The 13,115-nt window shown below is 37.3% G+C and carries 8 protein-coding genes and 1 pseudogene; 5 read left to right on the top strand and 4 right to left on the bottom strand.

Annotated features, from left to right (window positions below; translation table 11 throughout):
* Nucleotides 1-78: 78 nt before the first annotated feature.
* Complete coding sequence (locus J8L70_RS07940) at nt 79-1,407, bottom strand: GH1 family beta-glucosidase (protein WP_211055010.1); 1,329 nt, start codon at nt 1,405-1,407, stop codon at nt 79-81.
* Nucleotides 1,408-1,672: 265 nt separating this feature from the next.
* Here J8L70_RS07940 and J8L70_RS07935 point away from each other — a divergent pair, with 265 nt between their 5' ends.
* Nucleotides 1,673-2,956, top strand: coding sequence for a sugar MFS transporter (locus tag J8L70_RS07935; RefSeq protein ID WP_211055009.1), 1,284 nt, complete (start codon nt 1,673-1,675; stop codon nt 2,954-2,956).
* Nucleotides 2,956-5,499 carry a glycoside hydrolase family 3 N-terminal domain-containing protein gene (locus J8L70_RS07930; protein ID WP_211055008.1) on the top strand — a complete coding sequence of 848 codons (2,544 nt, stop codon included), beginning with the start codon at nt 2,956-2,958 and terminating at the stop codon, nt 5,497-5,499. Before J8L70_RS07935 ends, J8L70_RS07930 begins: the two co-directional genes overlap by 1 nt.
* Before the next feature lie 79 nt (nt 5,500-5,578).
* Here J8L70_RS07930 and J8L70_RS07925 read toward each other — a convergent pair whose 3' ends face one another.
* Nucleotides 5,579-6,469: a TIGR01777 family oxidoreductase gene (locus J8L70_RS07925; RefSeq protein WP_211055007.1), complete on the bottom strand. Its 891-nt coding sequence runs from the start codon at nt 6,467-6,469 to the stop codon at nt 5,579-5,581.
* Nucleotides 6,470-6,591: 122 nt separating this feature from the next.
* Here J8L70_RS07925 and J8L70_RS07920 point away from each other — a divergent pair, with 122 nt between their 5' ends.
* Complete coding sequence (locus tag J8L70_RS07920) at nt 6,592-7,629, top strand: AI-2E family transporter (protein ID WP_211055006.1); 1,038 nt, start codon at nt 6,592-6,594, stop codon at nt 7,627-7,629.
* Between the two features lie 144 nt (nt 7,630-7,773).
* Here J8L70_RS07920 and J8L70_RS07915 read toward each other — a convergent pair whose 3' ends face one another.
* Entirely contained in the window at nt 7,774-8,718 is a 945-nt protein-coding gene (locus tag J8L70_RS07915; RefSeq protein WP_211055005.1) for a hypothetical protein, read from the bottom strand.
* A 601-nt stretch (nt 8,719-9,319) separates the two neighbouring features.
* Between J8L70_RS07915 and J8L70_RS07910 the strand changes: the two genes are divergently transcribed.
* Together J8L70_RS07910 and J8L70_RS07905 are read left to right on the top strand one after the other, a co-directional pair.
* Complete coding sequence (locus J8L70_RS07910) at nt 9,320-10,153, top strand: hypothetical protein (protein ID WP_211055004.1); 834 nt, start codon at nt 9,320-9,322, stop codon at nt 10,151-10,153.
* Nucleotides 10,153-12,717: a tetratricopeptide repeat protein gene (locus J8L70_RS07905; protein ID WP_211055003.1), complete on the top strand. Its 2,565-nt coding sequence runs from the start codon at nt 10,153-10,155 to the stop codon at nt 12,715-12,717. Before J8L70_RS07910 ends, J8L70_RS07905 begins: the two co-directional genes overlap by 1 nt.
* A 165-nt stretch (nt 12,718-12,882) precedes the next feature.
* On the opposite strand, the pseudogene J8L70_RS07900 reads toward J8L70_RS07905, so the two are convergent.
* A pseudogene (locus J8L70_RS07900) lies at nt 12,883-13,115 on the bottom strand (site-specific integrase); the annotation flags it as partial.

Genomic DNA, 13,115 nt, shown 5'->3' with positions numbered 1-13,115 from the left:
AATCGTTGTACTGTTGTAGATATGCGTTTTTACACGCATATCTAGCTGTAGTTGTGTCAGCTACATACAGGTAAATTATTAACGATTAGAAATTAAGTCTCGGTACGCTAAGCCACTTTTTTTAATAGTACGTTGTTGTGTTGCATAATCAACGTAAACGATACCAAAACGCTTTAAGTACCCTTCGGCCCATTCAAAATTATCCATTAAGCTCCATGCAAAGTAACCATGAACGCGAACACCTTGCTCTATTGCATTATGTACTGCATTTAGATGTTGTTGATAATAATCTAATCTATCTTGGTCGTTTACTTTAGCATTTTCTAGCTTATCAGCCATAGCTGCGCCGTTCTCCGTAATATACACAGCAGGAAGCGTATAAGTCTCATTAAGTGTTACTAATAAGTCGGTTAACGCTTGCGGGTATATTTCCCAGCCAATATCGGTGCGAGGGAATTGATGTGCTAATTCTTCGTAAGGAGCGGTATCACTGGCTTTGTAATATAAACGGGTATAAAAATTAATGCCTAAAAAATCGAGCGGTTGAGAAATAATTTCCATATCACCGGGTAATATCGTAGGGCGCACTTCAATCGGCAGTTGGTTTATTATGTCGGGGTAAGCGCCATCCATTACGGGCTTCATGTACCATTGATTCATGTAGTCATCGGCGTAAGCCGTGGCTTTTAAATCAGCGTCACTTTGCGACACGCTATAGCAAGGCGTAAAGTTTAAAACAATACCATTGAGAGTGTTTGGGCTATTTTTAGCTAGTACTTTCATGCCTAAACCATGAGCAAGCAATAAATGGTGCGCAGCTTGGCGACCAAATTTAGCTCCTTTAATACCCGGTGCATGTACTCCAATTTCGTAGCCTAGGTATGCGCTACAAAATGGTTCGTTTAGCGTGGCATACGAATGGACTTTGTCGCCAAATGCGGTGGTAATTAAATCAACATAATGCTCAAAAGCATATGCTGTTTCGCGGTTTAACCAACCTCCGTTGTCTTCTAAATGCTGGGGTAAGTCCCAATGATATAAGGTCACGTATGCTTTTATATCACGGTGTTGTAATTCGTCTAAAATATCGGTGTAAAATTTTACGCCGACAGGGTTTAATTTACCATCTTGGGAAATGACTCGTGGCCATGAAATTGACAACCTGTATGCATCTACGCCTAAAGAGTCGATAAGCGCAATATCTTCACGCCAATGTGTGTAGTGATCGCATGCAACATGACCATTTGAGTTATCAGCTATTTTACCTTTTGTGTCGCAAAAGGTATCCCAGATACAGGGCAGTCTATCGGCTGAGCCACCTTCTATTTGAAAGGACGCTGTTGCAACCCCATAAACGAAGCTTTTATCAAGCATTGTTGAATGTTGAGGTAATGATAAAGATGTCATATAACGGAGCCTTATTGTAACGATGGGCAGGTAATAACCTTGAAAATGATGTTTGATAAAATATTTTTGTAAGCGCTTACAAAATAGATTGCTAAATTGTTAAATGTCGTATTTAATAGGGGTGAAAGCGCTTACATTTAGGGTAGTGTTATTTACACTTCAGGTCAATAATTAAATACATTTTAAACGTAAAACAAAGGTAAATTTATGCCTTAAAAGATACGTTAAAAATAAAGTACTAAAACGATAATAAATTGGAGAACACATGGCTTCCACACCGATAACGCCACCACACACACAACTTGAAACAGGTAGCAATCAAAGTTACAAGTTTGCACTTACCTCGCTCACCACATTGTTTTTTATGTGGGGATTTATTACCTGCTTAAACGACATTTTGATTCCACATTTAAAAGCCGTTTTTAACTTAACTTATGTGCAAGCGATGCTGGTACAGTTTTGTTTTTTTGGTGCTTATTTTATTATGTCTTTGCCTTCGGGCTTGATTGTTAAAAAAGTAGGGTATAAATACGGGATAGTGACGGGTTTAATAATTGCCGCCGTTGGGTGTGCGCTATTTTATCCTTCTGCCGCTTTTCATAGTTACCCTATTTTCTTATTTTCACTTTTTGTATTAGCCAGTGGTATTACACTTTTACAAGTTTCAGCTAACCCATTTGTTAGCTTATTAGGCTCTAGTAAAACGGCATCGTCACGTTTAACTATGACCCAAGCTTTTAACGCATTAGGGACTACCGTAGCCCCGTTTTTTGGCGCGCTACTGATTTTAGACTCATCTGCTGAAGCGATGTTAACACCGGCGCAAGATGCGCAATCGGTACAAATACCTTACTTATTGCTCGCAGCAATGTTACTTGTTTTAGCGGCTATTTTTTCTTGGTTAAAACTACCGCATATTGCTACAAACGAAGAGACAACCTTAGAGAACGCCGAAGGTAAATCAACCCAGCAAGGCAGTGCGTGGCAATACCGTCACCTTGTACTTGGCGCTGTAGGTATTTTTATGTATGTTGGCGCCGAAGTGGCTATTGGTAGTTTTTTAGTCAGCTTTTTAGCGTTAGAAGATATAGCGGGGATCACCGAATCGGTGGCGGCTCATTATATTGCTTATTACTGGGGTGGCGCTATGGTAGGGCGCTTTATTGGTGCTGCGGTTATGCAAAAAGTACCGGCCGGTAAAGTACTTGGTTTTAACAGTGTTATGGCTATTATTTTAATCATTGTTGCAATGAGCAGCAGTGGCAATATTGCTATGTGGGCAATTTTATTAGTAGGGTTATTTAATTCTATTATGTTCCCAACCATTTTTAGTTTAGCGCTAAACGGTTTAGGTAAACATACTGCACAAGGTTCAGGTATTTTATGTTTAGCTATTGTTGGCGGTGCAATTGTACCTTTAATCCAAGGTTTATTTGCTGATACGTTGGGCGTGCAAGCCTCATTTTTCTTACCTATTTTATGTTATGTGTTTATTGTTTTTTATGGATTAAGTGGCAGTAAACCGGTTCAAGTTTCGGAGTCTAAATAATGAAAAGCATCTTTACTATTAACAAATTAACGTTAGCGGTATTAATAGGTTCTGGTTTTTTGTTAAGTGCGTGTGATAGCAGTAATAAAGCAGACGTTAGCGTTAATAAAGCCGATAAAGTGTGGCCACAATTAAAAATAGCAGTCAAGCAAGACGCTGCCATTGAAGAAAAAATAGCCGATTATTTAAAGCAGATGACATTAGAGCAAAAAGTTGCCCAAATGATTCAACCCGAAATACGTGATATTACGGTTGAAGATATGCGTAAATATGGCTTTGGTTCTTATTTAAATGGTGGGGGAGCTTTTCCACAAGGCAATAAACACGCCACTGCCCAAGATTGGATTAAATTAGCCGAAGATATGTATCAAGCTTCTATAGATGATTCGCTTGATGGCAGTACGATCCCGACTATGTGGGGCACCGATGCAGTGCACGGTCATAACAATGTGATTGGTGCGACATTATTTCCGCATAACATAGGTTTAGGGGCTGCCAATAACCCACAATTAATTGAAGATATTGCAGCAGCAACGGCTAAAGAAGTCATGGTAACCGGGATTGATTGGGTATTTGCACCTACTGTTGCGGTAGTTAGAGATGACCGGTGGGGGCGTACATACGAGGGTTACTCAGAAGACCCTGAAATAGTACGCGATTACTCTGCGGCTATTGTTAATGGCTTACAAGGTCATGCCGATGGCGACTTTTTAAGTGAACAACGTGTAATTAGTACGGTTAAACACTTTATTGGTGATGGCGGTACTAAAGATGGCGACGATCAGGGTAACAACCTTGATAGCGAACAAGACTTATTTGATATCCATGCACAGGGCTATGTAGGCGGGCTATCGGCGGGTAGTCAATCGGTTATGGCTTCATTTAATAGCTGGCATGGTAAGAAAAACCATGGCAACAAATATTTATTAACCGATGTATTAAAAACACGTATGGGTTTTGATGGATTTGTTGTCGGTGATTGGAATGGACATGGACAAATAGAAGGCTGTACGAACGAAAGTTGTGCACAAGCTGTAAATGCTGGCCTTGATATTTTTATGGTGCCAACAGGGGCTTGGAAGCCACTATACGAAAATACCATTGCCCAAGTTAACTCAGGCGAAATCCCAATGAGCCGTATTGATGATGCGGTAGCCCGTATTTTACGTGTTAAATTGCGTGCCGATTTATTTAATAAGCCTAGCCCAGCCAAGCGTCCATTTTCGGGAAAAACCGAGATTATTGGCTCTAAAGCGCATCGTGATATTGCACGCCAAGCGGTTCGCGAATCGCTAGTCCTGCTTAAAAACAACAATCATATTTTACCGTTGTCACCCTCTCAACGTATTTTAGTTGCCGGTGATGGTGCTAATAATATTGGTAAACAGTCGGGTGGTTGGAGTATTACGTGGCAGGGTACAAATAATAAAAATGCCGATTTCCCAGGTGCAACGTCAGTTTTTGATGGATTAAAACAGCAAATAGATGCGGCGGGTGGACAGGCTATTTTAAGTCCTGATGGTACATTTGAACAACGTCCAGATGTTGCCGTAGTGGTATTTGGTGAAGAGCCGTATGCCGAAGGCCATGGCGATAGAGACAACCTTGAATTTGAACGTAATAATAAAAAGTCACTGGCTTTATTAAAATCGTTAAAAGCACAGGGTATTCCTGTTGTTTCAATATTTATATCGGGTAGACCAATGTGGGTTAATGCTGAATTAAATGCCTCTGACGCATTTGTTGCCGCTTGGTTACCAGGTACCGAAGGAGAAGGTATTGCACAGGTGTTGTTAAAAACAGCGGATGAAAAAGTGCAATATGATTTTACTGGTAAACTGTCTTTTTCGTGGCCTAAAACAGCTACTCAAACAACTGTTAACAAAGGGGATGCAGACTACGCACCCTTATTACCTTACGGGTTTGGTTTAACTTATAACGATGACAGCACCTTAGCCAATGATCTAAACGAAATAGCACCTAAAAGCAGTGAAGGCTTAGCGGATATGGCTATTTTAAAAGGGGCGCCAGTAAGCCCTTGGAAATTGTTTTTAAATTCAGCCGGTGAACGTGTAGAACTTGTAAGCAGTACGTATACTTTAGGCGCTATTAAGTTTCGTACCGAAGATAAAGTGGTACAAGAAGATGCACGCCAATTTACATTTGATGGCAGCGAAATTGGTAAAGTTGAAATAAACAGCAGTTTTACTGAAGATAAACTGGCGTATATTGAAGCAGATTCGAGCTTACAGTTTGACTATAAAGTAAATAGCAAGCCAAGCGATGCGGTCGAACTGAGTATGACTTGTGAATATAATTGTGGTGCAAGTATTGATATTACCAAGACCCTACAAGATAGCGAATTAAACGAATGGAAAACAATGTCTATCGATTTGGCGTGTTATAAACAGCTAGGTGTTGATTTTGCAAAAATAACTAGCCCGTTTACAGTGAAAACAAAAGGGGAGCTCGGTTTATCAGTGGCAAATATTAGTTTTGTGCCTAATAAAGCCGACACCTCTACGATGAGCTGTCAGCAATAGTCAATAACAAATAAGTTAAGCTATGTGTGTAACAAAAAAGCCCTTTAAGGGCTTTTTTATTGCCCGTAATTTCCCCGTACTATTTTAAAATATCGTTTAACGCGCTTAAGAGGGTTGTAAATTTAAAGCTAAATTGTTGCTCAAGCGCTTTTTTAGGGTACACAAATTGACCTGTTGTTAGTAAGTCGGCCATTTCACCCATTGCTAAATTTAATCCCCATGCAGGCATTTTAAAAAAAGTAGGACGCGCGAGAACATGACCAAGTTGCTTGGTAAATACCATGTTAGAAACCGCCTTGGGCGCGGTGGCATTTATGGCGCCGTGTAACGAAGGTGTATTGATAATATACATAATTAATGCCGTCATATCGTTAATATGTATCCATGACATGCCTTGAGAGCCATGGCCAATAGGCCCACCTAAGCCGAGTTTAAAGGCCGGTAACATTTTAGCTAATGCCCCTGCATTTTTTGCCAGTACAATACCTGTGCGCAGCAAACAAACACGGGTTTGTGTAGACTGTGCTGTTAATGCAGCTTGCTCCCATTGTTTGCATAGTTGATGAGTAAACTCATCATGAATATTTGTACTGTCTTCGGTGATGACTGCATCGTTTTGGCGTCCGTAATAGCCGACAGCACTGCCAGATATAAATGTATGAGGAGGGTGTTCGCAACTGTTTATTTTATTGCTTATAGCATGGGTTAAATCTACTCGGCTATTAATGAGCGTATTTTTTTGTTTATCACTCCAGCGTTTAGATACGATAGGCTCGCCCGCTAAATTAATAACAACATCAACGGTATTAAAATTAACGTCATCGAGAGATGTAACACAGCGAACATCATTGCTTAAAACCGATATTGCGTTTGACGCGTTTCGGGTTAAAACAGTGATTTCATGAGTGTTAAGTAGCGGGTATAAATGTGAGCCAATTAACCCCGTGGCGCCGGTAATAAATATATGCATAGTTGTCTTTGCTCATAAGCGATATTAGTTAATTTATACGTTTATCTGGTTTTGACGATCACATTCCATTTGTCTTAAATTTCCCTTACACTTAAGCAACTTATATGTATTTAGGAAAAAAAGTGGCAAATTTAACAGGAATTAATAAAAGCTTAATTATACTTGCAGCGCTAGTTGTTGTTTTAGCAGGTATAAAAGCAGCCAGTGTTGTTATTATCCCGTTTATCCTGGCCGGGTTTATTGCCATTATATGCAATCCTCTTATTACGTTTTTTGGCAAATATAAAATACCCAAAGGCCCTGCGGTTATCTTGGTTGTTTTAATTATTGTTGGGATCGGAATTAGTTTAGGGGGCTTGGTTGGTCAATCTGTGAGTGATTTTTCGCAGCAATTACCAGAGTATAAAGTTAAATTAAAAGAGCAATTTGTGTGGCTGGTCGATGTAGCATCGCAATACAACATTTTAATAAATAAAGAGCAGATACTGGCTATGTTCGACCCCGGCAAGTTAGTTGATGTTGCCACTAATATGCTCACCGGATTAGGTGGGGTTATGGCAAATATGTTTTTAATTTTATTAACCGTTATATTTATGTTGTTTGAAGCGCCAATGCTAAGCAAAAAAATACATATGTCGCTTAATGATCCGCAAAGAAAAATGGCGCAAATAGACCGCTTTTTAGAATCTATAAATTCTTATTTAGCTATAAAAACCTTAGTCAGTTTAGGGACCGGGCTCATTGCAGCAATCTACTTATGGATACTGGGTGTCGATTACTTTGTTTTATGGGGTGTAATTGCCTTTATGTTTAACTATATCCCTAATATTGGTTCGATTATCGCTGCGGTTCCCGCTGTATTATTAGCATTAATCACACAAGGCCCATTAATAGCGGGTTTAGTGGCTGCAGGGTACTTAACCATAAATACAGTAATGGGAAACATCGTCGAGCCTAAATTTATGGGTAAGGGCTTAGGTCTTTCAACCTTGGTGGTGTTTTTATCGTTAATTTTTTGGGGATGGCTATTAGGGACTGTCGGTATGTTGTTATCAGTGCCATTAACTATGATTGTTAAAATAGCCCTAGAGGCAAGCAATGAAGGACGTTGGTTTGCTACCCTAATAGGTACTGGTGAAGAAGCCATATCAGAAGAGTAAGCAATTTAAACTCACTGACAAACAGTGAGCTTAATGATCAAATTAAATATTTTATCGCAGTAAACAAGTTTATATCTGAATAGGGACGTTACTGCGTTACTCATTTATACATGCAAACAATTGTAAGCGTTTAAACTTGAGCGCTTACAGCTGTGTATCCACTAATTGAGTATCTACTAATTGAGTATCCGCTAATTGAGAGTTCACTAATTGTGCGCTCACTAATTGTTTATCATGGTGGTAATGCTGTTGATATACCCGGTTTAATTCTACTTTACTGCGGCCTTCATACCAAGCTAACCGCGAGTCTAGGTAATGCGGGTTTTGGCTTTCTTTAATTAAAACGGCATTTATTTTTTGTATTACCTGTTTTCCCCACTCGTCTTTATTACAGCCAACCACCACCTCTAAAAAATCATTTTGACTTGTTTCACTTATAGCAAAGCTCGAGGTCGGGTTTTTTAAACCTTTTACTTTATAAGCATAAGTGACAACAGGGTTATACTCGATTAAATAATCAATTCGCTTATTTACAAGCATATTAACTAAGCTGGTATAAATAGGACTTTTTATTAAGTTTTCTTGAATTAAATAAGGGGTAATTAATTGGTTAATTTTGTCGGTATAGCGTTTCGGCGTAATTCCGCCTTTAAGCGATATTTTACTAAATATTTCTTTTAAGCTAATGCGGGGAGATTGAAATAGCGTTTCATTTTTTTTATGGGTAATAACACGATGAGGGAGCAAAAAAGAGTTAACGAGGGAGTTATGGGTAATATCAGCAGGGATCACAGATGGATGGCAAATATGGGTGCCTTTTTCCCATTCTCTTTGCACCCGTAGCGTATTCATTTCTAGTCGCTGGTGCGTGTACTCGGGCATGTTTTTTTCAAACAGGGAGATTAATTGATCGTACAAGCCTTCGCCTTTGTGCTCCCCATGTAAAATATAAAATGGAGGCCAGTCTGTAACGCGCCAAATAATGGTTTCTTTTGCTATTAATTGCGGGCAAGTGAGCATTAACAAAATAACGACGTAACGCCTTAATAATACAGTATTAATAATGGGGATAGATTTTTTCGCTACCATGCTAAATTTTCCCTAAAACATATTCCTTTGTACCTATCTTAGTACTATGTTTATTTAAAGTACATACAATTAGGGTGTAAAATAGGTACGGTTAATTTAGTAAAGTAAAAACACGAAAAAAGACTGTGTTTGATTTTTTAAATCAAACACACCAACGCCCATCAATAAAACGTTTTTCAGCTAAACTTCGCAAATGTACTATTACAAATGCTGAGGAATTAAAATGTTTGAAGTCGATACATCTAAATTACAAAGGGTAATATCACCCTAAAGTGACAATTAATGTTTTTATACAAGCTAAATTATTCATTTATTTTTCATGAACGTACTGATCAGAACATAAGAATATACTTTTTGCTTCTATGTAATGTAATTTACTGGGCAAATAGGAAGTATGAATGAAATAAGTTAAAACATGAACGAGAGAAAGTGAAAAACTCTTTGACTTTAAGGACTATATGGAAAGGCGACAAGTTTAAAAGTAGACTTATAAATTTCTATTGAACTCGATCAGATTTAAATTATGTTGTGAGATTTGGCTTACATACGCTAAAGAGAAAGATTGATATAATCTGATGAATTTAAGGATGATTAAAATTTTATGGCAATGAATGTAGTAGAAAAATGTGATTGTGGGCATGAAATTAGCATTGGAGCTACATCATGTAATGTTTGCAATAATCACGTAGGCTTTCCAAATGTAAGGAAGGCTATCCATGAAGAGCAGGCTCTTGCCAGCAGATATATGAATGCAAATGCTTCTGTTAAGCTGAAAGGGCTTGAGTCTAAAAGAAAGATGCTTGAAAGTGCTATGGATAACTCGTTCGTGATAATGAGTAGAACCCTTGTGGATTTAATTTCAGCCCTAGGAGACAATCGAATGATCTCTACATTTCACCAGCAAATCGCAGGGAATGCTCGTAATTATGAAAATAATGAATATGATTCAAAAAGAGACGGCTACGAGTCTATTATTAGCCCAGGCTATTATAGAGATATTCATTATGGGATTTTATCGTTAACTGACTCTGGTAGTTCTTATTATGGTGGTGCTTCAATTAAGCTCAATACAGCTTTTATAAAAAATAGAACAACTTTTTTTGAAGAAGATGTTTACACCTTTGTTGAAAAACATAAAGTTAGTGCCACGTCGAACCCTCCAGAGGGCTACAGAGCAACCTGGGATAAAAAAGGTACTTTGGCAGTTTGTAAATTACATTCTAAGTTTTCTGCTAACCAGACTGTTGAAGAAATGAAATCACTCCTTTACTCTGAAGAAAACAACATGGACTATATTGAAGCTCATATTCATGGCACAATTACTAGCCAAATTTTCGAGAAAGTAACTATACTTGATAAGGATGATAGCATGGTTACTTGTGCAAAAATCTTGCTTACAAACAAGAATATTGAATTTCAAGTTAGAGGTGAATAATGGATGTTTATGTTTCTAGCTCTGCTGGCCTAGCTCTTAATTTTAATGGTAGCGCTGTTTCTATGTATAAGCATGGAACACCGACTCAAGAGGAAATTTCTGTAGAGTCAGCGAACTCTATATTAAAAAAGAATAGTTTTTATAGTGTAACTGTTCGTGACAAAAAACATATACGTCAGCGACTTTATCGTGACACACAAAACTCTCAAAGCTTGCTTTTATTCCTAATGCTGTTTGATGGTTCTATAGACAGAGAATCTAAGCTTCTTCTAATTAAAGAGCTAGATTCTGTATTTCAAAAAGATGATGAGTGCTATCAGTATGTTGCAAATGTTATGTATAGTAGAACCTTAGAGCTCTTTGATGCCAAAAAACTACCAAATTTGGATGATAATACTAGCTCTTGCATAAAGCTGTTAAATTCGCTCATATCATCACAAGATAAAATAAAAACCTTAACTATTTCAATAAATGACTTATGCTATGAATATTCATATGGAGCAAAAGTTAGGTCTCTTATTGAGGGCTTTCTTGTTTCTAAAAGGATTTCAGAAAAACTATTTTCTGGAAACTTGGAGCTCTTGCAGCTTCAACAAGAATTATTGTTTGAGCTGACACCAAAATTAAAAGAGTTATCAGATAATGGTGCAGTTCCTTTTACCAACCAGTTAAAGTCTATTTTAGAATCTTATTGCGATAGTGAGTCTAGGAAGCAATCTAGTAAGTCAAAAAATATTTCTAACATGATGGATAATTCTAGCTCGGTTACCGAAAAACTTATAAGAAGTAAGCCAAAGCAAGCGCATATATCACAGACTGGCATTCTAGAGTCTGTTAATAAAAAAATTGAAAATATTAAAAAGCATTTAAAAAATGGCCGGTATGAAGTTGTAACACAAGAAATAGATTCTTTAGTCGAGTATCAATTGTTTAATGGTGGTAATCAATACGCTGCTATGTCTTTATGCCGCTTATCAGAGAGTGCCAAACGATTAACACTATTTGATTTTCAACTTGATTGGTCTCTGAAAGCCTCTAAATTGGCACCAGAAGATTATAGAACCTATGGACATGTTGCCGATGCATATCTGAATTTAGAAAACTATCATGAAGCCATGAGCTTTTTTGAAACTTGTTTAGATGGTGATGTTGATAGCTATCTATTTGGAGTCGTTGGTAAGGCTAGGGCATACGTTGGCATGCATAACTTTCCTCAAGCTTGGGAATGCATTACCGAAGCCGAAAAGTTTAATGACAAAGACGCTAATATGCTATTTGTTAAAGGAGATATGTTACGTACAGCAGGTAGGTATTCTGAAGCTCTTGAAGTTTACAGAATTATTCAAAGAGAAGTACCTGAAGATTCAAAAGGGTATTTAGGTGAAGGCTCTGTGCATGCTGAATTAAAATCATACGATAAAAGTTTAGAGGTTTATTCTCAAGCTTTATCATTATATTCAGATCGTGAAACCCAAAGAGTCGTTTATTGTGCAATGTCATATATACATGCTAAAACAGGTAAATTTGATACAGCAGAAAAACTAATTAATGAAGCTTATTGTTTCTCTACTTATGAAGATATTTTCACAGATTTGACTAAGGCTAGAGTTTTTCACTTTAAAGGAGATACAGCGAAAGCTTGTATGTTCTTAACAAAGGTAGCAACTGAAAAGCCACATTTTCATGAGTTGCACTCAGAATTACTATACTTACTGACAAGCAAAAAAGATTATGAATCAGCGATTCAACATTATAACTTAATTACTAATGACTTTAAAAATAAACCATCAATACAGCTAAAGTATGCGATGCTGAGGAAAGCTCAAGGGCTTTATTTAGAAGCATTAACTATATTAGATGAACTTAAAAAAAGTCACCCAAAATATACGATTGGCCTTATTGAGAGAGCAAGAATATTAAAAGAGCAAGGTTTATTTCAGGCCTCTAGAGAGCAATACAAAGAGGTTTTATCATTTAACCCATTAGATAGCCGCGCTCTTCTTGGGATTCAATATTTAAATGCTTTGACTACGGAAAATGGTCAAAAGCAGAGGAAAGAAGCCTATCCAAACGAATATAAAGTTTCAAATATTGAAGACATTGAAGACATTGAAGACATTGAAGGTATTAAAGATATTGAAGATTTAAATGAGGCTGTCGAATTTGCAATTATAAAACTAAGTTCAGACGCCAGAGCATCTAAAAAAATTATGTTGAAGGCATACCATACTAAACTTAATTTTAAAGGAATTTACGGAACTCAACTCTCGGCTTGCTTATCAATAGCTAGTTTAAAACAAAAACAGAATAATGCTGCATTTAGATTTGTAAAAAAAGTTGAATCTTATAATGACGCATTACAAAAAGCTATTATCTACGGTGAGCAGGGGAAAAAACACTTAGTCCTAAATGCACTCAATGCTAATGGAGTCATATACCCAGAGTTTGCTAAAGGTTTAAAAGAAATGGTTATAGAGAAGTACCTTAAGGCACAAAACGATGATACATATACTTTAGAACGTTTACTCGATGAACAATTAAAAGTTATTTATCGTGCGGCCTAAATAATATAGAGCTTAAAAGTATTTGAAATAAATTCTTATTGAAGTACACATAATTCATTGCATTTAAATTAGCCGTAAATAATTGCAGCTAATTTAAATAAATCGTTTTAACGAAACAGTTTTATCATATTGTTAATTTGCGTTATTAGTTAGTTTCAATAAATATCATTTTAAATAAACTTCAGTAATTTCCGGCCTAAAATGCCCCATCTCTTGTGAAACGGTCTCTAAGGCCGTTTTATATTTAAAACCTAATGCATGAAGCTCAACCATTCTTTCTTGAGCATAGCTGTGCCTCAGGCCGTGTGCGCCAGTTGAAAAGAGTAGGGTGCGGTTAGAAGCCTTAGAAAAAGAATCAGACCATTTTTTGCCACCACCGATATCGTAACGCTGCAAAT

The organism is Pseudoalteromonas sp. MMG010 (assembly GCF_018100905.1).
GTDB lineage: Bacteria > Pseudomonadota > Gammaproteobacteria > Enterobacterales > Alteromonadaceae > Pseudoalteromonas.
This window is presented reverse-complemented; position numbering and strand designations above follow the sequence as displayed.

Coding starts and splice junctions, on each gene's coding strand:
- J8L70_RS07940 (WP_211055010.1), bottom strand. CDS start 1,407: ATGACATCTTTATCATTACCTCAACATTCAACAATGCTTGATAAAAGC.
- J8L70_RS07935 (WP_211055009.1), top strand. CDS start 1,673: ATGGCTTCCACACCGATAACGCCACCACACACACAACTTGAAACAGGT.
- J8L70_RS07930 (WP_211055008.1), top strand. CDS start 2,956: ATGAAAAGCATCTTTACTATTAACAAATTAACGTTAGCGGTATTAATA.
- J8L70_RS07925 (WP_211055007.1), bottom strand. CDS start 6,469: ATGCATATATTTATTACCGGCGCCACGGGGTTAATTGGCTCACATTTA.
- J8L70_RS07915 (WP_211055005.1), bottom strand. CDS start 8,718: ATGGTAGCGAAAAAATCTATCCCCATTATTAATACTGTATTATTAAGG.
- J8L70_RS07910 (WP_211055004.1), top strand. CDS start 9,320: ATGGCAATGAATGTAGTAGAAAAATGTGATTGTGGGCATGAAATTAGC.
- J8L70_RS07905 (WP_211055003.1), top strand. CDS start 10,153: ATGGATGTTTATGTTTCTAGCTCTGCTGGCCTAGCTCTTAATTTTAAT.